This window comes from Ruania alba (genome assembly GCF_900105765.1).
GTDB lineage: Bacteria > Actinomycetota > Actinomycetes > Actinomycetales > Beutenbergiaceae > Ruania > Ruania alba.
Genome location: NZ_FNTX01000002.1, coordinates 183,284 through 205,076, shown reverse-complemented (window position 1 = coordinate 205,076; position 21,793 = coordinate 183,284). Strand labels below are relative to the sequence as shown.

Sequence of the window (21,793 nt, the reverse complement as noted above, 5' to 3'; positions counted from 1 at the left end):
GTAGATGGCGAGGTCGTCGAGTGTCGCGATCGATCATAAGGATGAAAGATGTCGATACTGCAGCGTTGCGATTTGAGAAATAGCGTTGTGGTGCGCCGTGCTGTGGCGACTCTGGCTCGGTCTCGATCAACAGTTGACGACTAGATCGAAGTCCGTCAATATTGAAGTATGTCGATGCAGTCTCCGGTCGCTCAGCCGGCCCGTCTCTCCGCCCTCGACCGCGGCCTCCCGCTCTGGATCGGGCTCGCCATGGTTGCCGGGCTGGTTCTCGGTCGCTTCGTCCCCGCGCTGAGCGATCTGCTCGCCCGGCTCGAGATTGGCGGGATCTCCCTGCCGATCGCGCTCGGTCTGCTGGTGATGATGTACCCGGTGCTGGCCAAGGTCCGCTATGACAAGGTCGGCGCCGTCACCGGCGACCGCAAGCTCCTGATGTCCTCACTGGTGCTGAACTGGCTGCTCGGTCCGCTGCTGATGTTCGCCCTGGCCTGGGTCTTCCTGGCCGACCTGCCCGAGTACCGCACCGGTCTGATCATCGTGGGCCTTGCCCGGTGCATCGCCATGGTGGTCATCTGGAACGACCTCGCCTGCGGGGACCGGGAAGCGGCTGCTGTGCTCGTCGCCCTCAACTCCGTCTTCCAGGTGCTCGCCTTCAGTCTCCTCGGCTACTTCTACCTCGCTGTCCTTCCGCAATGGCTCGGCCTCGAGGGCGCTGCCCTGGACGTCTCCATGGGGAAGATCGCGATCAACGTGCTCGTCTTCCTCGGGATACCGCTCCTGGCCGGCTTTCTCTCCCGCCTCATCGGTGAACGCGCCCGCGGGCGCGACTGGTACGAGGAGCGCTTCGTCCCCCGCATCGGCCCCTGGGCCCTCTACGGCCTGCTGTTCACCATCGCGGGCCTGTTCGCCCTCCAGGGTGAGGCGGTCACCTCCAACCCCTGGGACGTCGTCCGCATCGCCCTTCCGCTGCTGGTCTACTTCGCCCTCATGTGGGGCCTGGGGATGGTCACCGGCAAGACCCTCGGCCTCGGCTACGACCGTTCCGCCACACTCGCGTTCACCGCCGCCGGGAACAACTTTGAACTTGCGATCGCCGTGGCGATCGGGACGTTCGGTGCCACGTCCGGCCAGGCGCTCGCGGGCGTCGTCGGGCCCCTCATCGAGGTCCCGGTGCTCGTGGGCCTCGTCTACGTCTCGCTATGGGTCGGCCGCCGCTGGTGGCGTACCGAGCCCACGGCCACCGGCAACGCCGTCACCTCGCCCACCTCCCACGAGGAGATTCGCTCATGACCACCTCGGATCTTCAGCCGCTCTCCACCGATCCCGACTGCGCCCCCACTCTCGAAGCGCGCGCGATCGACCGCTCCGTCGCCGACCAGGTGGGCGCCGCCCTCAAAGCGCTCTCCGACCCACTGCGGCTGCGGATGCTCTCCTTCATCTCCGCAGCTCCCGGCGGCCAGGCATGCGTCTGCGACCTCACTGCGCTCACCGACCTGTCCCAGCCGACCGTCTCCCACCACCTCAAGGTGCTTCGCGAGGTGGGGGTGCTCACCAGCGAGCGCCGCGGCACCTGGGTCTGGTACTCGATCGCGCCCGGCTACCGCAGCGCCGTCGCCGCACTGCTCGACTCCTTCGCCCCGGCCGCGCTCGCCGCCCACGCCGACTCCCCGCATCTGACCGGCCTGTCCGATGTCGAGCTCGCCCTCGATCACCTCACCACCGTGTTGACGAGCCGATTCGCCGACGTCGACCCCACTCTGGTGCGCACCATCGTCCGGGAGTCCTACACCGGCCTCGCCCGGACCGCCACCATCAGCGCCCACCTGGTGCCGCTCACCGAGCGCTTCGCCCGCCAGCGCTTGGTCGACCTCACCCGCGATCGCGCGAGCACCCCGCCTCAGGTGCTCTTCGTGTGCGTGGCCAATGCCGGCCGGTCTCAGCTCGCGGCCGCCCTCGTACGGCACTACGCCGGAGACCAGGTGACGGTCCGCTCCGCAGGGTCCACTCCGGCGTCGGAGATCCACACGGGTGTGCGCGACGCCCTAGCAGCCCTCGGCAGCGCCACCGACGCCTTCCCCAAGCCGCTCACCGATGACGCCGTCCGTGCCGCCGACGTGGTCGTGACCATGGGCTGCGGCGACGTCTGCCCGGTAATCCCCGGTGTGCGCTACGAGGACTGGCAGGTGGGTGATCCTGCGCTCGCCTCGGCCGCAGGTGTTGCAGCCATCCAGGCCGAGATCGACTCCCGCGTGCGGGAGCTGTTGGGCTCCCTCGTCCCCGATCTGCAGCTTCCCGACGGCGTCCCTTCCGTCGCCGAGTCCACTCACCGTGAGGAGAACAACCGATGACCAACAAGCCCAGCGTGCTGTTCGTGTGCGTGCACAACGCCGGCCGGTCCCAGATGGCCGCCGGCTTCCTGCGAGAGCTCGGCGGCGACGCGGTCGAGGTCCGCTCCGCCGGCTCGGCCCCGGCTGATCAGATCAACCCCACTGCTGTGGCGGCCATGGCCGAGCTCGGCATCGATATCGCCGCCGAGCAGCCGAAGGTGCTCTCCACCGACGCGGTGCAGGCCTCGGACGTGGTGATCACCATGGGCTGCGGAGACGCCTGCCCGATCTTCCCCGGCAAGCGCTACGAGGACTGGGCACTGGCGGACCCGGCCGGGCAGGGGATCGAGGCGGTGCGCCCGATCCGGGACGAGATCCGGGGCCGGATCGTGACCCTGCTGGGCGAGTTGGACGTGCCGGTCCTCGAGCTCCCGGCCTGACCCAGCAACTATCGACGGGCCTGAGTGCCGGACTGCCCCATTCGGCAGCAGTGCGCTGGGGCCCGTCGATTCTTGCGTGCTCGATGCTCAGGAGTACTCGGGCGGGAGATGGCCTGAGTACCAGCCGAGCTCGTTGTCCCGCACAAAGGTGGAGAGCGTCTGCTCGCGGCTCAGCGGCCACGGGTGGTAGGACTCGAGCAGATCCATGTAGGCCGCGGAAGTTCGCAGGTCGGGGTGGGCCAGGAGATCGGCTGTCGCCTCGGCGTAGCCGGTCGGAACCAGCTCCAGGCTGGCGAGCATCCCTTCCAGGTATTTGTGCCCCTTGAAGAGAGTGCGGTTCAGAGCGAGCAGTGTTCGCCCCCCGGCGATCGTGGTGTGCACTGCGGCGTGATGCAGCAGATACGTGTTCTCCAGCCGTACCGCTTGTTTGAGGAAGTAGCCGCTGTGCAGGCGTGCCTGCGCGATGAAAGAGGCCATACGCTCCTGCCACAGGTCGGCCGGCAGCACCGGTATGGCCGCCACCAGTTCGCCCAGGTTGTCCAAGCGGGACCACACCACGCGCGCCCCGAGCATCGAGTGCCGCATCGGATCGTCCGCCCGCTCGGCTGCCCGGCGAAGGAAGTCCGCGCTGGCCACCTTGATGTCGACATAGCCGCCGTCGTAGGTGGCGACCTCTCTGACGACGTAGCTGAGCCGGTTCTGCTCCCAAGCCTCGGCGAACGCTTCCTCGGTCAGGACGAGCTGAACGTCCACGTCCGAGTCCGGGCGCTCGGTCCCGTGGGCCACCGATCCGGTGACCACCACACCCACGGTGTCGGGGTCGCGGCGGGCCTGCTCGACGAAGGCCGCGAGGGTGTCCTGGTGATGCTGCATGCAGAGAATCTAGTGGCTGACCCGCTGGCTCAGCTCGATGCCCCACGCATCCATCGCCGCCACCACGTCCCGCAGCGATGCCCCCAGTGCCGTGAGGCTGTACTCCACGCGCGGGGGTACCTCGGCATAGACCTCGCGGTGGACGAGGCCGTCGGTCTCGAGCTCGCGCAGCTGGCGGGCGAGGGTCCGCTCGCTCACCGGACCGACCGCGCGGCGTAGTTCGCCGAACCGCAGGGTGCCAGTGAGTAGATGCTTGACGATGGTGAGCTTCCACGCACCACCGACGGCGCTGATCGCCACTTCGACGGGGCAGACTTCCAGAGCATTGATCACCGATGCGCGCATGACCTCGATACTTACACATTTGTCGGTATATGCGAATAAAGACTGTACTTGTACCATTCCGTGGTACCGCGTCAGATGGAGCCATGACTGACACCGCATCGACCCTCTGGCTCTCCGCACACCCCACCGACCAGTCCCTCAACGGTGCCTTACGCGACGCGGGCGTGGCGCACCTGAGCCGGGACCACGCCGTCGTGACGTCCGACCTGTACGCCATGGGCTGGCAGGCGGCACTGACAGAGCGGGACCTGGGGGACGCCGTCGGGGAGGTCGTTTCGGGCACCTTCGGTGCCCGCACCCGTGAGGCGCACCTGAACGGCACGCTTTCCCCCGACATCCGGGCAGAGCAGGACAAGCTACGGGCAGCCGACCTGCTGGTGCTGCAGTTCCCGCTCTGGTGGGCTGGGATGCCGGCCATCCTCAAGGGCTGGGTCGACCGGGTCTTCGTGAACGGCTTCGCCTTCAACGTGACCAACGCTGCCGGTCGCACCCTGAAGTACGGCGAGGGCGGGCTGGAGGGCAAACGCGCACTCGTGGTGGTCACCGCGGGGGACCGGGAATTCTCGTTCGCCGCCGGGGGAGTGAACGGGCACCTCGAGGCGCTGCTGTTCCCCCTGCTGCACGGGATCCTGTGGTACACCGGCATCCAGCCGCTGCGTCCGCATCTGATCGCCGCCACCGACCGGCGCGATTTCGCCGGCCTTGCTGCCGAGCGCGATCGGCTCCTAGCTCGCCTCGACGGGCTGCCGGGGGAAGCGCCGATCGACTATCGCACCTTGCGCCACGGCGGCTACGACCGCGACCAGCGGCTCCGCACCGACGCAGCGCCGCTCGACCTGGGCATCCACGAGTGCACGGCTGTTCCTGCCTGACCGTGCGGGCCCGCCGCGTGGTGGGTGCCGCGGTCTGTCGCTGCCGCTGGTCGGTGGCACCGAATCGTGGCGCCTACCGAGCTAGGCGCGGCCAATGGGTGCCGTTCCTTGTCGGTGTTGGCGGTGCATGCCGACGATCTGTGGCACCTCCTGCGCGGGCACGTGGGTGGGTGCCACTCTCTGTCGGTCTCGGAGTCCCTTGCCGACGACGGGTGGCACCTAGCTCGTGGGGGCCAGTGGTGGGTGCCATCCCCTGTCGGTCCCGGGGTCCCACACCGACGACGGGTGGCACCTCGTGGGGGTTCGCCCGGCGGGTGCCACTCTTTGGCGGTACCGGCGGTGTATACCGACGAACGGTGGCACCTCCTGGGTGGGCAAAGCCCGGCGGGCATCAGGCGCGCCCGGCATGATGAGCGGGAGTGCCGACGACGAGGAGCATGAGATGAACGCGAAGGTCGCTCTGGTCACCGGAGCATCGTCAGGGATCGGGGAGGCGACCGTGCGGCGGTTGCTCGCCTGCGGTTACGACACCTACGCCGCGGCCAGGCGCACCGAACGGCTGGAGCCGCTGGCCGCCGTCGGGGCTCACCCCCTGGCCATGGACGTGACCGACGAGGCCTCGATGACCGCCGGCATCGAGCGCATCCTGGCCGAGACGGGCCGCATCGACGTGCTCGTGAACAACGTCGGGTACGGCTCCTACGGAGCGATCGAGGACGTCTCGATCGACGAGGCGCGCCGCCAGTTCGAGGTGAACGTCTTCGGAGCGATGCGCCTGGTGCAGCTGGTGGCACCGGCGATGCGCGCCCAGCGCCGCGGAACAATCGTGAACATCTCCTCCATGGGCGGTGAGATCTACACCCCGCTCGGCGGCTGGTACCACGGCACGAAGTTCGCGCTCGAGGCGCTCAGTGACTGCCTGCGCCTGGAGCTGGCGCCGTTCGGGGTGGACGTGGTGGTGGTCCAGCCGGGTGGGATTCGCACCGAGTGGGGCGCGATCGCAGCCGAGAACGTGGTGCGCACCTCGGGTTCGGGGCCGTACGCACGGCAGGCGAGTGCCGTGGCCGGGATGCTTGCCGCGAGTGGCGAACGCGACTCCTCGCCGGAGGTGGTGGCCGAGGCGATCGAGCGGGCGGTCACGGCTGCGCGGCCGCGTACCCGGTACGCGATCGGGTTCGGGGCCAAGCCGCTCATCGCGCTGCGCCGGGTGCTGCCGGATCGGGCCTTCGATGCGCTGGTCCGGCGGATGGCCTCGATGGCGGGGTGATGGTGCGCCGAGAATACCGCAAGGGATACTTATAGGTATCCACAACGAGGTGACCGGTACGAGGGTGCGGTGTATCCTGACCGCATGGCACTGACCACGCTCAAGGTTCCCACCGAGCTCCGCGACCGCATCGCAAGCGAGGCGCAAGCCCAGCACGTCACGATTGCTGGTTTCCTCGACCAGGTCATCGACGAGTGGGAGCACCGCCGACGGATGGAGTCGGTCGGTCGTGCGATGCGGGACAACCCGCCAGATGCTGACTACTGGTCCGAGTTTGCCGAGTTTGATGCTATCGGCGGCGGAACGGACTCCTGATGCCGGACCTCGCGCGTGGGGCCGTCTTCTGGGCGGCGCCGGACCCGACTGTCGGCGTCGAGCAGGCTGGTCGGCGCCCTTTCGTGACCGTCGCCTCGGCCGGCTACCTCGAGCAGGTGACGAACCTGGTCATCGCCGTACCCGTGACGTCGACGCGGCGCGGGTGGCCCAATCACGTCCCGCTCATGGGAGCCACCGGCCTGGACGTGGAGTGCTTTGCCATGACGGAGCAGGTCCGCACCCTCGCACGTGCCCGAATCGTGAAGACTGCGGGAACCGTGGATCACCAGACGATGGGCAGCATCGACTCCTGGCTGCGCGACTTCCTTCAGCTGGAACGGGTCGACTGACTACGACCGGCGAGCGACGGCCCACCCGTGCGCACCCACCACCAGCTCAGCACCGTCGAGCCCGGCATCCCGCCCCGCGAGGAACTCACCCGGGACGGGCTCAGCCGTCCGGACCTCCTCGTCCCCGATATTGAGCGAGACGATCAGCGCCTCCTCCGGTCCGCTCACCTCCACCGTGATCGAGTCATTCCCGACGGCGATCGTCCGGCTGCGCGCTGTGTGTAGCCATGGGTGCCGCCTGCGCAGGCCGATCAGCTCTTGGTGCAGGGAGAGAACATCGGGGTCTGCCCCGTGAACCTCGGCCGGCGCGCCCGGGAACGCCGGTCGGATAGCGTCGTCGCCGCCGAAGCGCTCCTCCTTCACCGCGCGCAGGCCGAACTCGTCGCCGTAGTAGACCGAGGGAGTCCCGCCCAGAGTGAACAACGGGGCGAGCGCGTGCGGGAGGTGCCGATCGTCGTCGACCTGGCTGGCGATCCGGGTGACATCGTGGTTGCCGACGAACGTGTAGGGGACGAACGCGTCGAGGAAGGTGTTGTGCCGGCCGAGCGCATGGTCGAGCTCGTGGAAGTTGTGATCGGCGATCGAGTGCCAGATGCCCTGCCACAGCTCGTACTGGGTCACGGCGTCCATCCCGCCGTCACGGACGAACGCGACATAGTCCCCGTGCAGCACTTCGCCCATCACATACACCTGCGGGTGGCGCTCGCGGACGGCGGGCAGCACCGTGTTCCAGAAGTCGATCGGGACCGTATAGGCGGCGTCCAGGCGCCACGCGTCCACACCCCGGTCGCACCAGTAGGTCATCACCTCGGTGACCAGGTCGGCCACCTCAGGGGCGGCATGGTTCAGCGTGATCAGGCCGCCGTGCCCCTCGAAGGCGACCAGTTCGCCGTCGGGACCCTGCTCGAACAACCGCGCCTCGGGCGCGGCAGCGTTCTCCCGGGCTGTACGCAGGGCAGGGAAGTCCGGGCCCACGTGGTTGAAGACGCCGTCGAGCATCACATCGATGCCCTTGGTATGGGCGGCCTCGATCAGCTCGATCAGGTCCTCCTCGGTGCCCAGGCGTGGGTCGATGCGAAAGAAGTCGATCGTGTCGTAGCCATGGGTGGAGGAGTCGAAGATCGGGCCGAGCGCGAGGCCGTTCGCCCCCAGCTCGAGCAGATGGTCCAACCAATCGATCAGGTGGGGCAGCCGGCGGGTCGGCGTGCGGTCGGCACCGGAGGTGTCCGCACCGACGAATCCCAGCGGATAGACGTGCCACCAGATCGTGTGCTCGGCAGAACTCATACGTCAACGTACAACGGACCCTGGCGCCGGGCTGCCGGGTAGCGTCACCGCATGTCCGACGCTGAGAGACTCGTGCTCACCATTGCGGCCTCCGCCGGTTCGCTGGCCGGTCGGACGGCAACGTCCGGGAAGTAGCTGCGGGTGGCCCCGATGTTCGTCCGCACGCCGGTGATCGTGAAGGTGCCCTCGAGCCTGATATCGCTCGACGAGGTGCCGATCAGGACATCCACCTCTCCAGGGTCGACGACGAAGTCGGTCGCCGTCGCGCTGAATCCGCACATGGATACCGGGACGTCGAACCGCACGTCCGCACCGGCTCCCGGCTCGAGTGGGACTCGTGCGAATCCCGCCAGTTGCTGCGCGGGGCGCGTGACGCCGAGCGCGGGCAGGCCGAGATACATCTGGACGATCTCGGTGGCCGTTCGCTCACCGAGGTTTCTTATCGTCGCGGTGATGCCCACCGTGTCCTCGGAGCCGACTTCTTCCTTGTCGATCCGCAGGTTGTCGTACTCGAAATCAACGTACGAAAGGCCATGCCCAAAAGGGTGCAGCGGCGTGCTGTCGAGGTCGAGGTACCCCTTGAAGATGTCCTTCGCGAGCCTGCGGTATCCGCTGCCGCGCTTCTGAGCCTGGTAGATCGGAACCTGACCGACCGCGCGAGGAAGGGTGAACGGGAGCTTCCCGGAGGGAGCCAGGTCGCCGGTGACGATGCGCGCAAGGGCTGGTCCGGCGGCAGGTCCGGGGTACGGGCTCGCGACGATGGCGGAGACTTTCGCCGAGATCTCGGCCAGGGCGTACGGGCGGCCCATGGTGATGACGGCTGCTGTCGGTTTGCCGACCGACGTGACGGCGTCGATAAGGGCGAGTTGCGCATCCGGGAGTTCCAAGGTGGCGGAGTCGGTCCCCTCTCCCTCGGTGGCGTTCCCGGCGAACGCACCGGATCGGCCACCGATGGCGAGGATGACGACGTCTGCTGACCGGGCCAGCTCGGCGGCCTCGTGGAGGCCTGCGTCGATCGGTTGCATCACGCCTGAGCCTTCACACGTTGCCACGTCGAGGTGCGGAGCCGCAGCAGCAAGAGCATCGGCGAACCCGACGGCGTTGTACATCTCGCGGACCATCTGCTCGGGTTCGAATGTCTCCATCCGCTCCACCAGTTGATCGAACGCGTCCTGGAGAGTCGGCGGTAGCTCGTCGCGGGAGCCCTCGAGACCTGCCATTCGCGACTTCCCGTCGGCGATGCCCTTGATCATCTCGAGCATGGGTGGGTAGGTGTAGTTCGCGAATGTTCCGATCACGTTCGAGGCGTGTGGGCCGATGACAGCCACCCGCTGTGGGGTGTGTGTCAGCGGCAGGATGCCGTCATTGGTGAGGAGTGTGATCGACTCTTCGGCGAGTTCTTGTGCCAGGCCGCGGCCTTCTCGGGCGATCGTCTCGATCACCTCGGGCCGGTCATCGACGAACGGGTCCTCGAACAACCCGAGTGCGAACTTCTGCTCCAGGACCAGGGAGACTGAGCGGTCGACGTCGGTCTCCGCAATGAGGCCGCTGCGGACTGCGTCGACCAGCGTGGCACCGTACCCATACGGTGCGGGGAGCTCCACATCGAGGCCTGCGTGCAGGGCCAGGGCGGCGGACCTGGTCGCCTCGGGTGCAGCGCCCAGTCGGTCGACCCCGTACTGGATCGTCCGGTAGTCCGCAACGACCGTGCCCCGGAATCCCATCCGGTCCCGCAACAGGTCGGTGAGGAGCTCCCGGGAAAGGCCGGCGGGCACGCCGTCCACCTCGGAGTAGCTGTTCATGACGCTGGCCAGGCCGGCGACTCGGATCGCCGCCTCGAATGGTGTCGCGTACACGTCGTACAGCTCCCGGGGTCCTGCGTGTACGGCTGCGGTGTTCTGCCCGCCTTCCGAGGTTGCGTATCCAAGGAAGTGTTTCGCTGTAGCGATGAGACCGGTGCGGGGGTCATCGCCCTGCATGCCGGCGACGTATGCGGCGCCGAGTGCTGAGGTCAGGAGCACCTCCTCGCCGAACGTTTCGTGGATGCGCCCCCATCGGGCGTCCCGTGCGATATCGAGCACGGGCGCGAGCGCTTGGCGTATGCCGAGTGCGCGCGACTGGTGGCGGATGAGGGTCGTCATCTCACGAACCTTCTCCGTGTCCCAGGTCGATGCGAGCCCGATGGCGGTGGGGAAGGAGGTGAACGATGGTGCGAGCACGCCGTTGAGCGCCTCGTTGTGTAGAACGGCAGGAATCCCGATCCTGGTCTTCTCTCGCAGGAACCGTTGCACGTCGTTGTTGAGCCGGGCCACCTCGGCCGCTGAGAACGAACCGAGGGAAGCGGCCGAGATCTGACCGATCCCAGCCCCCAGGAGTTCCTCGAGCTGTCCCTCGTCGATCCCGTCCGGCGTCTTGAGCTGGTTGGGCAGGACCGACGTCAGCTGCTGCGCCTTCTCCTCGAGCGTCATGCGGTGCAGAAGGGCTGTCGCGCGTTCTGCGGGGGTCATTGCGGGGTCGGGATAGGTCGTTTCCATGGTGCCTCGAATTCAGTGATGGGAGGGCAGGTCGGACTGGGCCCTGTGCGCGTTCGCGCGTGCAGCGCCGGAATGCGACGTTCTTTCCAGGGATGTACAGAGCGCGCAGTGGTGCTACTTCACGGCCCCTGCGCCGAGGCCTGCGATGATCTGTCGCTGAGCGAGCAGGTAGAAGATGATGACCGGGACGACGGAGATGGTCGTCGCGGCCAGGAGGATTGTTTGCTCCGGCGTCTCGGAGGAGACGAAGCTCATCAGTCCCCGCTGCACGGGCATGCGGGCATCAGTGCGGAACAGCACGAGCGCCATGAGGTACTCGTTCCAGACCTGCAATCCCTGAATCACCCCAACGGCGGCCAGCCCAGGCCGCGCCAGCGGCATGATGATGTTGAAGAACGTCCGCACCGGCCCGGCGCCGTCGATCGCGGCAGCCTCTTCGAGTTCACGTGGCTGGCTCGCGAAGAAGCTGCGCATGATCAACGTGGCCATGGGTATCCCCGCGGTGATCAGCACGAAGATGTAACCGACACGGCTGTCGGTCAGACCGAAAGAGATGAGCAGCTTGTACTGCGCGATGAACATCGCCGGTGCGGGGATGATCATCACAGCGAGCATCGCCACCGTGACGAGCCCCTTGCCCGCGAATGTGAGGCGGGCGAGGGCGTAGCCGGCGAGACTCGAAACGACCAGGATTCCGGCGACAGATATGGCGGTGTACAGGATGCTGTTGGACAGGTAAATGAAGAGGTTGCCTTCCACCCACGCGTCCACGTAGTTCTGCCACGCCGGTGCAGTAGGCACGAGGGTCTGCCCTGCGTACAACTCTTCGCGGGTCTGCAGCGAGCCCGAGAGGAGCCAGAACATCGGAAACAGGGAGATGACGGCAGCCAGCACGAGCAGCCCGTAGAGACCGACCCGGCCACTCCGGACGGCGGGCCTGTGGGGGCGCCCCTCTGGCTGCTGCGAATTCTCGCGACGGTCGCCCAGAGTCTTCGTTGCCTGGCCACCAGGGATGGTCTGAACCTTCATGAGCGCGACCTCCTGCCCGAGATCCACAGTTGAAAAGCAGCCAACAGTACGAGCGCGCCACCGAAGAGCACAGACATTGCGGCCGCGGCCCCATAGCGGTTGTTGGTGAATGCCTCGACGTAGATGAGCAATGTGGGGACCATCGTGTGGTAACCGGGCCCGCCATTCGTCAAGACCTGAACAGTGCCGAAGATCTGCAGCGCGGCGAGGAATGTGAGGAGGGTGACGATGGAGGTCACGGGCGCGAGGCCGGGCCATGTGACGTAACGGAACCGCCCCCAGGCTCGTGCTCCGTCGAGGCTGGCAGCCTCGTACAACTCCCTGGGGATGTCCTGCAGGCCGGCCAGGAACAGGATGAAGGCGAAACCCCAGTGGTACCAGACGAACACCGCCGCCAGGGATGGCAGTGCGGTCGACGGGTCGCCCAGCCAGTTGTGCGCCAGATCCTCGAGCCCTACGTGGGTGAGGAGCGTGTTGATGATGCCGACGTTCGGCTCGAACAACCACTGGAACATCGTGCCAACCACGACCACCGAGAAGACGCTCGGGAGGTAGTACGCCGTGCGGAAGAAGGCGCTCGCCCGCTTGGCACTGTTCACCGCGATGGCCATGGCGAGAGCAATGCCGTTGCCCAGGATGAAGCCGATAGCACCAAATGCGCCGACATTCTTCATCGACGCCCAGAAAATCTGATCGGCGAACACCCGTCGATAGTTATCCAGCCCGACCCACGGGCTATCGGGGCTGATGCCATCCCACTCCTGGAAACTGAGCAACAGTGCCTGAAAGAAGGGGGCGATCGTGAAGGTGCCGATCAGAGCAACCGCAGGGAGCAAGAAGAGCCAGCCGACGAGATTGCGCCGTCCGGCGGATCGCCTCCTCCCGCGCGACGTCGGTCGACGCCGCGCGGGAGACTGCACGATGGGGAGCGTCATGCGCTCGCTTCCTGAGCGGTCTGGACGTCTGCGAGCAGTTCGTCGACCGTCACCTCGCCGAGCATCAGGCTCTGGGCGCCAGCTCCTATCGCTGCCACGACATCGGGCGTGAACGACGCGCGCACCGTTTGAGCTGACGACAGACCCTCGGCAAGACCGGTCATCGGGGCGAGCATGTCGCCGTTCTCGACCACTTCGATGTTGGTGGGGATGACGCCGACCTCGTTGGCGAACACCGACTGCTGTTCTGGTGCGGTCAACCACTGGAGGAAGGCGAGCGCCTCGTCAGGGTGATCGCCGTTCGGGTTGACGGCGGCTCCCTTGCCCAGCCGAACCACCGCGCGTGCCGGCTCGGTCCCCTCGGCTGCGGAGGACAGTCCCATGGTGACGTAGTCCGTGTAGTCCGGTGCCGTAGTTCCCGCGACTGCAACGGCTGCCGTGTTGTCGAAGATGGCTCCGACCGTGTGCGAGTTGAAGAACGCCCGCTCGACGTTCGGGTTGTCGTCCGCGCCGCCTGGAATCGAACCGTTCGCGACGACCCCGGCCTCGCGGAGGTCCACCAGTAGCTGGAATGTGCTTCGCCAGGCATCGGTCTCCCAGCTCGCCTCGCCGTTCAGCGTTGCCTCGATCTCCTGGTCGGTCATGAAGTTCGATGCGTAGGTCTGCATGAGGTGGCCGACCTGCGAAGCAGCGATCGAGAACTGGCCGGTCGAGTCCGCGCTCTCCAGGGTGTCGATGAGGTCCTCGACTGTCTGTGGTGCGTTCTCCGGGTCGATGCCGGTCGAGGCGGGGTCAACATAGAGGCCGTAGGACGTCAGGTCCCAGTGCACCGAGTAGAGACCCGCGGGGATGTCCAGGTTGTTGCCTTCCTGGTACGTCGCGAGTTCGAGTGCGACGGGGTCGAACGACTCACCCCAGTCGCCGTCCAGCTCCGGCGCCAGATCCATCGCCCAGTCGGCTTTGTAGTAGGGGGCCATGGTGAAGGCGTCGATGACTGAGTACAGGTCCGGCATGTCGCCGGACTGCGCCATCGATTGCAGTCTGGCAGGGAAGTCTGCCGGACCGGGCGAATCGATGGTGACCGTGACGCCGGTCTCCTCGCTGTACTGTGCAGCGAGCTCAAGGAGTGCGTCCTCCTGGCCGCGAGACTGATTGAGGAAGGTCAGCTCAACGTCGTCTGAGGGGCTGGTGCCGCCCGATTCGCCGCCTGAGCCGCAGGCAGCCAGTGTCAACGCCCCCGTGAGGAGCAGTGCGGTCCAGGTAGCGTGCCGCCGGCGGTTGTTGCTGGGGATGGGATGCATAGTGTCCTCGAATTCGGATGAATGCGGATGTCCGGCCAACGGTCGTGTCGTGTGACTCGTGGGGCCATCGTGTGGGTGGTTGCGGCGAGGCCGTCAGTCGGCCTTGCGGTTCGTGCAGCGCAGCGCCGTCTGCGCGATCTGACTCGTCGGACGGGATCTTCCGGGACGAGCAGCGTTGAGGAGTTGAAGCAGCCTTGACTCCTCGTTGAGTAGGTGGCGGCGGGGATCTGACGTAGGGTTGCTACCGGTAACAATAACGCCGATTGTTACCGGTAGCAACAGGTGTCTGCGCGCGACTGCGGCAGACTAGGGCCGGGCTTGTCCCGCGAACAGGAGGATCGGATGGCATTGCCCCCGGAGCGCACCGGGACCGTTCGTCCGGAGCGCCCGACGTTGACCGACGTCGCGCGTCTGGCTGGCGTCTCGCGACAGACCGTGTCCCGGGTGGCGCGGGGGAGCAGCCTGGTGAACGCGGAGACCGCGCGCCGGGTGCGCGGGGTGATCGACACGCTCGGCTACCAGCCGAATGTGCTGGCGCGCGCGTTGTCAGCGGGTTCCTCGCAGCACATCGGTGTTGTGACGCACGCGACGTTCGGTGAGGGCCCGGGAGCGATCCTGGATGGCCTTGAGTCGGCTGCCGCTGAGTTCGGGTATCGAGCGATCGTTGCCCACGTCGCCACTCTCGGGCGAGAGGAGCTTCAGGGCGCGGTCGATGCTCTCGTCCGGACCGGATGTGACGGCATCGTGGTCATGGCGCCGTGGGTCTCTGCTGCCGACTCGCTGGACTTCGTCTCCTCACCGGTCCCGCTCATCACCACGAGCGAGGTACCGGGTTACGAAGGCCCGGCGGTCTATCTCGACTCGGTAGCGGCGGCCGAACAGGCGACGAATCATCTTCTCGACTTGGGTCACCGGACCGTGCACCACATCGCCGGCGCGGACGGCTGGAACGCCGCGCGCCTGAGAAGTGAGGGCTGGCGCCGCGCGCTCGAGCGCGCCCAGCGGCCGGTGCCGTCTGCGCTCACTGGCGACTGGAGCAGTGCGTCAGGGGCTCGGCTCGGTGCAGAGCTGGCCCGGGATCCTGACGTGACGGCGATCTTCGCCGCGAACGACATGATGGCCCTCGGCGTGCTCCATGCGATGTGGCGTGCCGGGCGGATGGTCCCGGCCGAGGTGAGCGTCGTCGGCTTCGACGGCAGCCCATCCGGCGAGCATTTCTGTCCACCACTGACGACGATGCGAGGGGACGCGCATGAGCACGGCAGGCAAGCGGTCCAGCTCATCCTCGCTCACCTTGGTCAACAGGAGGTGCAGACCCGGAGGCTCATCGAAGCGCGGCTTGTTGAGCGTGAATCCACCGCAGCGCCGCCGTCGCGCCGACGAAGCCCAGGGGGAGGACGTGCCACCAGATGATGTGCTCGGCAGCACTCATGCGTCAAGTGACAACGGACCCCGGCGCCGGGCTGCCGGATAGCGTCGCCACATGTCCGAGACAGCAGGAGTGTCGATCGAGGTCAACGCGCCTCTCACCGATGCTGAGGTGAACGCACTGCATGCCGCGTGCTTCGACCATCCTGTCGGCGCCACACCGTGGAATGCGAACCTGGCGCGGCACAGCATCGCCTGGGTCACGGCTCGTCGAGGAGCTGCCCTGGTCGGGTTCGTCAACGTGATCGGTGACGGCGGAGTGCACGCCTTCCTGCTCGACACCAGTGTGGACGGGCGGGAGAGGGGCCGTGGAATCGGCCGACGGCTCGTGCTCGCTGCCGCCGAGGAGGCCCGGCGTCTGGGCTGCGAATGGCTGCATGCGGACTACGACGCGGGGCTGGTGCCCTTCTACGAGAAGTCGTGCGGCATGGCGCATACCGAGGCCGGCCTGCTGCGGCTGCACTGATTGGCACCGGTCCTCGGCCGGGGCAGGCCGAACGCTCGGATCCGGGACGCGTGCTCGCCATGTCGTTACCTTCTCCAGGCGCTACCTCGTGCGGGACCGGCGTCAGGTGAGTGACACCTTGCGATTCCACGACCGGACAGTCCAGCTGAGGCACACCGCGGTGATCGCCAGGAGTGCGACGACGAAGCCGAGCGGCATGACCTCGGCGGTACCGCTCGCGCCGGCCCTCAGTTCAGCGAAGAGGTCGAACCGCACGATGCCGAGCCGGTCGCCGTCCATCCCGACCGCCAGCGGGACCGCGGCGAACGAGGCGAAAGTCACCACCTGAGTCGCGGCGTACACGCCCAACCAGACTGCTACCGGGCCGCCGACGCCCCACCTGTTCAGCGGGGCCTGGCTGCCGATGGAGGCCGCGAAGAAGTACTGCACCGGCCAGATGAGGATCATCATGGTCAGTGTCGCGACGGCCGCGACCACGAGCCAGGTCGATGCCACCTCGTTCAAGGTTGCCCATGCCTCGCGGATCGAGGTCAGGATCATCGCGGGCTGGCCCCCCGTGGCTCGCGCAACGGCCGGTGCAGCGGCGAGGGTCAGGCCCAGCGTCACCGCTGCTCCGACCAGCGACACCAGCCAGGCCCAGAGGATCTTCGCCCAGTAGACGGTGGCGCCCCGGACCGGCAGCGTGTGCGTGAGGTAGCCGGAACGGCCGTAGCTGGAACGCCAGTACTCGACCGCGAGGGCAAGCTGGAGAACGGGCACCAGGGTGAACACCACGACGACGCAGAGCAGGACTCCGACGGCGGCCAGGACCGGCCAGCCCGTGGCTGCCAGCAGCGCGCCGGCTATTGCGAGCAGGATCGCGACACCAATGATGAGGGTGAGCAGATCCCGGGTTCGCAGGAACTCGTGCTTGAGGAGCGTGCTCATGAGCCGTACACCTTTCGGAAGATCTGGTCGAGGCTGGCCTGGTGCTCGGCCCGCAGATCGTCAACCTGACCGGTGAGCAGCACTGTGCCGTGGCGCATCATCACGACCGAGTCGAGCGCGGTCTCGAGGTCATGGATCAGGTGGGTCGCGATCAGGAGCAGCGAATCCTCGTTGAGGTTGCGCAGGATGCCGTCGAGAATGCCCTGCCGTGCAGCCGGATCGACGCCGGAGATCGGCTCGTCGAGGAGGTAGACCTGAGCCTCGCGCGCCATGGCGAGGGTGATCTGCACCTTCTCGCGCATGCCCTTGGACATCTCCTTGAGGCGCATCGTCTCGGGGAGTCCGAAGAAGGCGAGGAGTTCGCTGGCTTTCGCACGGTCGAAATCGGCGAAGAAGTCCTCAAACAGGTCGAGGCAGTAGCTCACCCGGGCGCGATCGGGGAGTGAGCTGCGGTCCGGCAGGTAGCTCGTGATCGCCTTGGACTCCGGCCCTGGTGAGTGGCCCGCCACGCGGATCTCGCCGGAGTAGTCGGCATAGACCCCGGCCAGGGTCTTCAGCAGTGTCGACTTCCCGCACCCGTTCTCACCGAGCAGGCCGACGATCTGGCCGGCCGGCAGGTCGAGATCGAGTCCGTCCAGGGCGGCCCGCCGTCCATAGTGGACGGTTAGACCACGGATCCTGAGGAGCGCATGGTCGGGGCTCATCTCGTGCTCACGCTCCAGCGCGGTCGGTGTGGTGGTCATCGCTCTGCCATCTCTCTTTGATCAGTCGTAGTGCCTGGGTGGGAACCATCCCGAGGCCCTGTGCCCGGCGCACGAAGTCGTCGGCCGCTTCCTGAGCGAGCTCGGCACGGAGGGCGTCGATCCGGGCCTCGTCGGAGGTGACGAATCGGCCAGATGTTCGTTCCGAGCGGCACAGGCCCTGTCGTTCCAGCTCGGCCAGGGCGCGCTGCACGGTGTTCGGGTTCACGCTGAGATCGGCGGCCAGCTCCCGGACGCCGGAGATCCGGGACCCTGGTGGCCAGGTCCAGGTGACGATCCGGCGGGAGAACTCGGCCACGAGCTGGCCCCAGATGGGGGAGGTGGGGTCGAACTCCATGGCCGCCCTTCTGTCTCGCTGTATTAAGTGCTCAGTACAGTGACACGGAGGTCCGACGCTGTCAAGTGAGCGTATTCAACCGAACGGTTGACAAGAGGTTGGTCGAGTCCTACGCTCGTCGTATTCAACCAATCAGTTGAGGAGGTGAGTCTCATGGCGGATCAGCTGTCCCGCGTGTTCCAGGCCCTGGCCGACGAGACGCGACGAGACCTGGTCGCCCGGCTTGCGTCGGGCGATGCCACGGTCGGCGACCTGGCGGAGCCATACGAGATGAGCCTGCAGGCGGTGTCCAAGCACGTGCGCGTGCTCGAGGACGCCGGACTGGTGAGCCGCCGTCGCGACGCACAGCGGCGGCCGGTTCACCTGGAAGCCGAGGTGCTCAGCCTGATGACGACGTGGATCGAGCGCTATCGGCGCGAGGCGGAGGAACGCTTCCAACGCCTGGACGCAGTACTGGCCGAGATGGCCGACGAAGAGAAACCGACAGCCGCGACCCGGAACAGGGTCACGACCAACGAAGGAGCAGCATCATGAGCAAGGAAGCAACGATCGAGGCCGACCCGAACATCCCCGTGGTGACCATCACCCGCGAGTTCGACGCCCCGCCTGAGCGGGTCTATCGCGCCTGGGCCGAGCCTGACCTGGTCAAGCGGTGGATGGGGCCGCGCTCGGTCGAGATGGACATCGCCACCTGGGACTGCCAGACCGGCGGCAGCTACCGCTACAACGCCATCCAGGACGGTGAGGTGGTGGCGCACTTCTTCGGCTGCTTCCACGACGCCATCCCCGGGGAGAAGCTCGTCCAGACCTTTGGGTTCGAGGAGATGCGGGACGCCGTCGCCCTGGAGATCATGACCTTCGAGCCGCTCGAGGGTGGCCGGTGCCGGATCGTGTCCAAGTCGATCGTCGAGTCGATGGAAGCCCAGCAGGGCATGCTCGCCAGCGGCATGGAGGTGGGCATCAACGAGGGTTACGAGAAGCTCGACGAGCTGCTCGCCGAGGGTGCGGCATGACTCCAGCCGAGGAGCACCGCCGGATCGCCGGGGTGTTCTCCGACCGGGTGCGTGGCACCCGCGACTGGGACGCCCCGGCCCCGGTGGAGGGCTGGACCGCCCGCGACGTGGTGCGACACCTCGGCACCTGGTTCCCCGGCTTCCTGCGTGGCGGCGCCGGGATCGAGCTGCCGGCCGGCGATGTGGATGTCGATCCCGTGGCTGCGTGGCAGGTGCACGCCGATGGCGTGCAGGCGCTCCTCGAGGACCCGGCGACGGCGGAGCGCACCTTCTCCAATCCCCACACCGGGGACCTTCCGCTCGCCCAGGCGATCGACCAGTTCTACACGGCCGACGTGTTCATGCATACCTGGGACCTGGCCCGCGCGACCGGACAGGACGAGAGGCTGGATCCCGAGAAGTGCCGGGTGATGCTCGAGGGTATGGAGCCGATGGAGGAGCTGATCCGCTCCAGCGGCCAGTACGGGCCACGTGTGGACGTGCCCCAGGGGGCGGATGCGCAGACCCAGCTGCTCGGGTTCATCGGACGGGATCCGCTGGGCTGACGTTATTTCGGGGACCCAACCCCGTGAGAGCAGTGCTGCACAATGGCCGGGTGCGCGACGTCGAGGTGAACCAGGTGCTGGACGCGTTGACCGCGGCCGGCGTGCCGCACTGGGTCGCCGGCGGTTGGGGCGTCGATGCTCTGGCAGGGCGCCAGACCCGCGATCACCGCGACCTGGACCTCGCCGTCGATGCCGAGCAACTCGAGGCGTGCATGGCCGCGCTGGCTGACCTCGGCTACCAGGTCGAGACGGACTGGCTGCCGCTCCGCGTGGAGGTCGCCGCGCCGGGGAGTCGATGGGTGGACGTGCATCCGGTCGCCTTCGACGCCGCCGGGCACGGCCTCCAGGGTGAGGCCGACAGCATTCATTTCGACTACCCGCCAGAGGTCTTCGTGACCGGGTGTATCGCCGGCCGCGACGTGCCGTGCCTGTCGGTCGCGCAGCAGCGCCGCTTCCACACCGGTTACCAGCACCGCCCGCAGGACGTCCACGACCTCGCGCTGCTCGATGAACTCACCGACGGCACCGCCACGCACAGCCCTCCGTCGGGTTGACCCCGCGAGAAGCGCTGGGGCGCCCCTCGCGCGTGCCGCTCGGCCGTGTCACGATCCACCTGTGACGCGCATCAGCATCAGTGTCCAGGCCGAGCCGCGGGACCTGGAGTCCTGGCTCACCCTCGCACGCCGGCTGGAGTCGGCCGGATTCACGGCGTTGCTGATGGGTGACCACCCGGGTGCCGGGCCATCACCCTGGCCCGCGCTCGGTGCGGCGGCCGCCGTCACCTCGACCCTGCGGCTCGGTACCTGCGTGCTGCAGACAGGGGTCCGCGACCCGCTGCAGGTGGCCACCGATGCTGCAACTCTTGACGCGCTGGCGCCGGGCCGGGTGATTCTCGGCCTGGGTGCCGGGCACACCTTCGGTGAGTGGGAGGTGAGCGGCCGACGGCGTCCCTCACCTGCCGATCGCATCGGTCGCCTTGCCGAGTTCGTGGATGCCGTGGAGCGGCTGCTCGGCGGCGAGCGTGTCTCGTCTCAGGGCCGGTATCTCACGCTCGAGGGCGCTGCCCTCGAGGGGCTACCTGATGCCGGCAGGGTGAGTATCGCCGTCGGGGTGGGCATTCGGACCTGCTCCGGCTGGCTGCTCGAACTGCCGACGTGGTCGGCCTGAGCGGCCTCGGCCGGACCCTCCCGGATGGGCATCGGCATGACGTGCGCTGGAGTGCCGAACGGCTCGCCCGGCAGCTGGCGATCATCCGGGCGGAGCAGGACCATGCCGGGACAGTGCCGGAGGTCGAGGCACTGGTGCAGGTGGTTACGGAGACTGATGATCGCCGGGCGGTGCTCGCCGAGCTCGTCGACCGACTGCCTGGTTCGTCAGTGGACGACCTTGCCCAGGCTCCGTTCCTCCTGATCGGCACCCTCGACGAGATGGCCGCACAGCTCCATCGGCAGGCTCGGGATCTGGGTATCACCCGCTACGTCGTGCGCGAGCCGGCGACGGCGACGATGGAGCGGGTGATGGCGGTGCTCGGCCGCTAGCCCATCTCGTGGAGCAGTGGGACAACCCTCTCGATCATGTGATGGCCCTCGGCCTCGAACCCTCGGTCGCCGACCTGGTACGCCCAGGCCGCCGTGCCGATCGCCTCCCGCACCCGGCACCGGAGCCACGACTCGGGCTCCCGCGGGTCCGTGCCATAGCCTGAGAAGAAGGCGTGCTCGAGCGCCGGGTCCCAGCTGAAGTTCCGGGCAGCCAGCCGCGCGAGATCGGTGGAGGCCGGGCGCCATGCGGCGCGACCGAAGTCGATCACGCGGACCTCGGTGCCATCGATCAGCCAGTTGCGCGGCTGCCAGTCCCCGTGCGTCGGTACGAGGGTTGCCGATGGTGTCGGCCAGGTGGCGATCGCTAGGCGGAGAACTGCCTCATGGGCCGGATCGACCCGGTGTGGTCGGTCCAGCCAGGCCAGGCTCTTGGCATTCTCCCGCCGCTCCCAGTCGTGGTCGATCAGTTCGGCCTGGCCGTGGAAAGCGGTCAGTAGCTCTCCGGCCAGACGGTAGACCTCGGGATCGTCCTCATCGGGAGTCTCGAGAACGAGGCGGCCAGTGAGGTAGGTGGTGACGAGGAGCTTCGCCTCACTGTCGCCGTGCAGGAGGCGGGATGCGTGACCTGTTGCCGTCCATGGCGTCGTCCACTGCCGGTGGGCTCGGATCTCTCGCTCGATGTGATGATCCGACGGTCCACCTGCCTTGATGACCACCTGCGTGCCGTCCGCTGTGGAAGCGTGGAGCACGGTGGTCTCGACCAGCTCCCAACTGAGGTCCGCGAGGATCGTGAGCCCGGGAAGCCAGGCTGCCAGCAGGGCGCGTTGCGCGGAAGTGAGCCGGGCCAGGGGGTGGTCGCGCATCGATTGACGGTATCCGAGCAGGGCCCTGTCCACAGGCGAGGGC

At 67.4% G+C, this 21,793-nt stretch carries 26 protein-coding genes; 15 read left to right on the top strand and 11 right to left on the bottom strand.

What is annotated here, in order from left to right:
* Positions 1-168: 168 nt before the first annotated feature.
* The 3 genes from arsB to BLU77_RS11465 are packed head-to-tail and all read left to right on the top strand — an operon-like array spanning position 169 to position 2,764.
* Complete coding sequence (arsB, locus tag BLU77_RS11475; RefSeq protein WP_089773299.1) at positions 169-1,287, top strand: ACR3 family arsenite efflux transporter; 1,119 nt, start codon at positions 169-171, stop codon at positions 1,285-1,287.
* Positions 1,284-2,345, top strand: a complete 1,062-nt coding sequence (locus BLU77_RS11470) for a metalloregulator ArsR/SmtB family transcription factor (RefSeq protein WP_089773298.1) — start codon at positions 1,284-1,286, stop codon at positions 2,343-2,345. The genes arsB and BLU77_RS11470 overlap by 4 nt, the downstream gene beginning before the upstream one ends.
* On the top strand, positions 2,342-2,764 hold the full coding sequence (locus BLU77_RS11465; RefSeq protein WP_089773297.1) for an arsenate reductase ArsC: 423 nt from the start codon (positions 2,342-2,344) through the stop codon (positions 2,762-2,764). The genes BLU77_RS11470 and BLU77_RS11465 overlap by 4 nt, the downstream gene beginning before the upstream one ends.
* Before the next feature lie 87 nt (positions 2,765-2,851).
* Here the strand turns inward: BLU77_RS11465 and BLU77_RS11460 are convergent, their stop codons facing one another.
* Positions 2,852-3,637 (bottom strand): nucleotidyltransferase domain-containing protein, encoded by a 786-nt coding sequence (locus tag BLU77_RS11460; protein ID WP_089773296.1) that lies wholly within the window; start codon positions 3,635-3,637, stop codon positions 2,852-2,854.
* Positions 3,638-3,646: 9 nt separating this feature from the next.
* On the bottom strand, positions 3,647-3,982 hold the full coding sequence (locus BLU77_RS11455) for a winged helix-turn-helix transcriptional regulator (RefSeq protein WP_175477065.1): 336 nt from the start codon (positions 3,980-3,982) through the stop codon (positions 3,647-3,649).
* 83 nt (positions 3,983-4,065) lie between these two features.
* On the opposite strand from BLU77_RS11455, the gene BLU77_RS11450 reads away from it, so the two are divergent.
* The 4 genes from BLU77_RS11450 to BLU77_RS11435 all read left to right on the top strand — a co-directional run bounded on the left by BLU77_RS11450 (position 4,066) and on the right by BLU77_RS11435 (position 6,786).
* A complete protein-coding gene (locus BLU77_RS11450; RefSeq protein WP_089773295.1) occupies positions 4,066-4,854 on the top strand; it encodes an NAD(P)H-dependent oxidoreductase in 789 nt (262 codons plus the stop codon).
* A 442-nt stretch (positions 4,855-5,296) separates the two neighbouring features.
* Positions 5,297-6,121: an oxidoreductase gene (locus BLU77_RS11445; RefSeq protein WP_089775670.1), complete on the top strand. Its 825-nt coding sequence runs from the start codon at positions 5,297-5,299 to the stop codon at positions 6,119-6,121.
* 84 nt (positions 6,122-6,205) lie between these two features.
* On the top strand, positions 6,206-6,436 hold the full coding sequence (locus BLU77_RS11440) for a hypothetical protein (RefSeq protein WP_089775668.1): 231 nt from the start codon (positions 6,206-6,208) through the stop codon (positions 6,434-6,436).
* Positions 6,436-6,786: a type II toxin-antitoxin system PemK/MazF family toxin gene (locus tag BLU77_RS11435; protein ID WP_089773294.1), complete on the top strand. Its 351-nt coding sequence runs from the start codon at positions 6,436-6,438 to the stop codon at positions 6,784-6,786. The genes BLU77_RS11440 and BLU77_RS11435 overlap by 1 nt, the downstream gene beginning before the upstream one ends.
* On the opposite strand, the gene BLU77_RS11430 is transcribed toward BLU77_RS11435, so the two are convergent.
* The 5 genes from BLU77_RS11430 to BLU77_RS11410 all read right to left on the bottom strand — a co-directional run bounded on the left by BLU77_RS11430 (position 6,787) and on the right by BLU77_RS11410 (position 13,872).
* Positions 6,787-8,073 (bottom strand): alpha-amylase family glycosyl hydrolase, encoded by a 1,287-nt coding sequence (locus BLU77_RS11430; RefSeq protein WP_089773293.1) that lies wholly within the window; start codon positions 8,071-8,073, stop codon positions 6,787-6,789.
* A gap of 44 nt (positions 8,074-8,117) precedes the next feature.
* Positions 8,118-10,541 carry a glycoside hydrolase family 3 protein gene (locus BLU77_RS11425; protein ID WP_175477064.1) on the bottom strand — a complete coding sequence of 808 codons (2,424 nt, stop codon included), beginning with the start codon at positions 10,539-10,541 and terminating at the stop codon, positions 8,118-8,120.
* A gap of 180 nt (positions 10,542-10,721) precedes the next feature.
* Positions 10,722-11,636 (bottom strand): carbohydrate ABC transporter permease, encoded by a 915-nt coding sequence (locus BLU77_RS11420; RefSeq protein WP_139177744.1) that lies wholly within the window; start codon positions 11,634-11,636, stop codon positions 10,722-10,724.
* Entirely contained in the window at positions 11,633-12,571 is a 939-nt protein-coding gene (locus BLU77_RS11415) for a carbohydrate ABC transporter permease (RefSeq protein ID WP_089773290.1), read from the bottom strand. Before BLU77_RS11415 ends, BLU77_RS11420 begins: the two co-directional genes overlap by 4 nt.
* Complete coding sequence (locus BLU77_RS11410) at positions 12,568-13,872, bottom strand: ABC transporter substrate-binding protein (RefSeq protein ID WP_089773289.1); 1,305 nt, start codon at positions 13,870-13,872, stop codon at positions 12,568-12,570. Before BLU77_RS11410 ends, BLU77_RS11415 begins: the two co-directional genes overlap by 4 nt.
* Before the next feature lie 342 nt (positions 13,873-14,214).
* Here BLU77_RS11410 and BLU77_RS11405 point away from each other — a divergent pair, with 342 nt between their 5' ends.
* Positions 14,215-15,285, top strand: a complete 1,071-nt coding sequence (locus BLU77_RS11405) for a LacI family DNA-binding transcriptional regulator (protein ID WP_089773288.1) — start codon at positions 14,215-14,217, stop codon at positions 15,283-15,285.
* 70 nt (positions 15,286-15,355) lie between these two features.
* Positions 15,356-15,766, top strand: coding sequence for a GNAT family N-acetyltransferase (locus tag BLU77_RS11400; protein WP_089773287.1), 411 nt, complete (start codon positions 15,356-15,358; stop codon positions 15,764-15,766).
* Positions 15,767-15,868: 102 nt separating this feature from the next.
* Here the strand turns inward: BLU77_RS11400 and BLU77_RS11395 are convergent, their stop codons facing one another.
* The 3 genes from BLU77_RS11395 to BLU77_RS11385 are packed head-to-tail and all read right to left on the bottom strand — an operon-like array spanning position 15,869 to position 17,791.
* Entirely contained in the window at positions 15,869-16,693 is an 825-nt protein-coding gene (locus BLU77_RS11395; RefSeq protein ID WP_089773286.1) for a hypothetical protein, read from the bottom strand.
* Positions 16,690-17,436, bottom strand: coding sequence for an ABC transporter ATP-binding protein (locus BLU77_RS11390; RefSeq protein ID WP_089773285.1), 747 nt, complete (start codon positions 17,434-17,436; stop codon positions 16,690-16,692). Before BLU77_RS11390 ends, BLU77_RS11395 begins: the two co-directional genes overlap by 4 nt.
* Positions 17,405-17,791, bottom strand: a complete 387-nt coding sequence (locus tag BLU77_RS11385) for a GntR family transcriptional regulator (protein WP_089773284.1) — start codon at positions 17,789-17,791, stop codon at positions 17,405-17,407. Before BLU77_RS11385 ends, BLU77_RS11390 begins: the two co-directional genes overlap by 32 nt.
* A 153-nt stretch (positions 17,792-17,944) precedes the next feature.
* Here BLU77_RS11385 and BLU77_RS11380 point away from each other — a divergent pair, with 153 nt between their 5' ends.
* The 6 genes from BLU77_RS11380 to BLU77_RS11360 all read left to right on the top strand — a co-directional run bounded on the left by BLU77_RS11380 (position 17,945) and on the right by BLU77_RS11360 (position 20,887).
* Positions 17,945-18,325 carry an ArsR/SmtB family transcription factor gene (locus tag BLU77_RS11380; protein ID WP_089773283.1) on the top strand — a complete coding sequence of 127 codons (381 nt, stop codon included), beginning with the start codon at positions 17,945-17,947 and terminating at the stop codon, positions 18,323-18,325.
* Positions 18,322-18,804 (top strand): SRPBCC family protein, encoded by a 483-nt coding sequence (locus tag BLU77_RS22100; RefSeq protein WP_175477063.1) that lies wholly within the window; start codon positions 18,322-18,324, stop codon positions 18,802-18,804. Before BLU77_RS11380 ends, BLU77_RS22100 begins: the two co-directional genes overlap by 4 nt.
* Positions 18,801-19,349 (top strand): TIGR03086 family metal-binding protein, encoded by a 549-nt coding sequence (locus BLU77_RS22095; protein WP_175477062.1) that lies wholly within the window; start codon positions 18,801-18,803, stop codon positions 19,347-19,349. Before BLU77_RS22100 ends, BLU77_RS22095 begins: the two co-directional genes overlap by 4 nt.
* A gap of 50 nt (positions 19,350-19,399) precedes the next feature.
* Positions 19,400-19,903: a nucleotidyltransferase domain-containing protein gene (locus BLU77_RS11370; RefSeq protein ID WP_089775666.1), complete on the top strand. Its 504-nt coding sequence runs from the start codon at positions 19,400-19,402 to the stop codon at positions 19,901-19,903.
* 61 nt (positions 19,904-19,964) lie between these two features.
* Positions 19,965-20,516 (top strand): LLM class flavin-dependent oxidoreductase, encoded by a 552-nt coding sequence (locus tag BLU77_RS11365; protein WP_175477061.1) that lies wholly within the window; start codon positions 19,965-19,967, stop codon positions 20,514-20,516.
* On the top strand, positions 20,504-20,887 hold the full coding sequence (locus BLU77_RS11360; RefSeq protein ID WP_089773281.1) for a hypothetical protein: 384 nt from the start codon (positions 20,504-20,506) through the stop codon (positions 20,885-20,887). Before BLU77_RS11365 ends, BLU77_RS11360 begins: the two co-directional genes overlap by 13 nt.
* Here BLU77_RS11360 and BLU77_RS11355 read toward each other — a convergent pair.
* Positions 20,884-21,750, bottom strand: coding sequence for an aminoglycoside phosphotransferase family protein (locus BLU77_RS11355; RefSeq protein ID WP_089773280.1), 867 nt, complete (start codon positions 21,748-21,750; stop codon positions 20,884-20,886). The genes BLU77_RS11360 and BLU77_RS11355 overlap by 4 nt on opposite strands.
* Between the last annotated feature and the right edge of the window lie 43 nt (positions 21,751-21,793).

Coding starts and splice junctions, on each gene's coding strand:
- arsB (WP_089773299.1), top strand. CDS start 169: ATGTCGATGCAGTCTCCGGTCGCTCAGCCGGCCCGTCTCTCCGCCCTC.
- BLU77_RS11470 (WP_089773298.1), top strand. CDS start 1,284: ATGACCACCTCGGATCTTCAGCCGCTCTCCACCGATCCCGACTGCGCC.
- BLU77_RS11465 (WP_089773297.1), top strand. CDS start 2,342: ATGACCAACAAGCCCAGCGTGCTGTTCGTGTGCGTGCACAACGCCGGC.
- BLU77_RS11460 (WP_089773296.1), bottom strand. CDS start 3,637: ATGCAGCATCACCAGGACACCCTCGCGGCCTTCGTCGAGCAGGCCCGC.
- BLU77_RS11455 (WP_175477065.1), bottom strand. CDS start 3,982: ATGCGCGCATCGGTGATCAATGCTCTGGAAGTCTGCCCCGTCGAAGTG.
- BLU77_RS11450 (WP_089773295.1), top strand. CDS start 4,066: ATGACTGACACCGCATCGACCCTCTGGCTCTCCGCACACCCCACCGAC.
- BLU77_RS11445 (WP_089775670.1), top strand. CDS start 5,297: ATGAACGCGAAGGTCGCTCTGGTCACCGGAGCATCGTCAGGGATCGGG.
- BLU77_RS11440 (WP_089775668.1), top strand. CDS start 6,206: ATGGCACTGACCACGCTCAAGGTTCCCACCGAGCTCCGCGACCGCATC.
- BLU77_RS11435 (WP_089773294.1), top strand. CDS start 6,436: ATGCCGGACCTCGCGCGTGGGGCCGTCTTCTGGGCGGCGCCGGACCCG.
- BLU77_RS11430 (WP_089773293.1), bottom strand. CDS start 8,073: ATGAGTTCTGCCGAGCACACGATCTGGTGGCACGTCTATCCGCTGGGA.
- BLU77_RS11425 (WP_175477064.1), bottom strand. CDS start 10,541: ATGACGCTCGAGGAGAAGGCGCAGCAGCTGACGTCGGTCCTGCCCAAC.
- BLU77_RS11420 (WP_139177744.1), bottom strand. CDS start 11,636: ATGAAGGTTCAGACCATCCCTGGTGGCCAGGCAACGAAGACTCTGGGC.
- BLU77_RS11415 (WP_089773290.1), bottom strand. CDS start 12,571: ATGACGCTCCCCATCGTGCAGTCTCCCGCGCGGCGTCGACCGACGTCG.
- BLU77_RS11410 (WP_089773289.1), bottom strand. CDS start 13,872: ATGCATCCCATCCCCAGCAACAACCGCCGGCGGCACGCTACCTGGACC.
- BLU77_RS11405 (WP_089773288.1), top strand. CDS start 14,215: ATGGCATTGCCCCCGGAGCGCACCGGGACCGTTCGTCCGGAGCGCCCG.
- BLU77_RS11400 (WP_089773287.1), top strand. CDS start 15,356: ATGTCCGAGACAGCAGGAGTGTCGATCGAGGTCAACGCGCCTCTCACC.
- BLU77_RS11395 (WP_089773286.1), bottom strand. CDS start 16,693: ATGAGCACGCTCCTCAAGCACGAGTTCCTGCGAACCCGGGATCTGCTC.
- BLU77_RS11390 (WP_089773285.1), bottom strand. CDS start 17,436: ATGACCACCACACCGACCGCGCTGGAGCGTGAGCACGAGATGAGCCCC.
- BLU77_RS11385 (WP_089773284.1), bottom strand. CDS start 17,791: ATGGAGTTCGACCCCACCTCCCCCATCTGGGGCCAGCTCGTGGCCGAG.
- BLU77_RS11380 (WP_089773283.1), top strand. CDS start 17,945: ATGGCGGATCAGCTGTCCCGCGTGTTCCAGGCCCTGGCCGACGAGACG.
- BLU77_RS22100 (WP_175477063.1), top strand. CDS start 18,322: ATGAGCAAGGAAGCAACGATCGAGGCCGACCCGAACATCCCCGTGGTG.
- BLU77_RS22095 (WP_175477062.1), top strand. CDS start 18,801: ATGACTCCAGCCGAGGAGCACCGCCGGATCGCCGGGGTGTTCTCCGAC.
- BLU77_RS11355 (WP_089773280.1), bottom strand. CDS start 21,750: ATGCGCGACCACCCCCTGGCCCGGCTCACTTCCGCGCAACGCGCCCTG.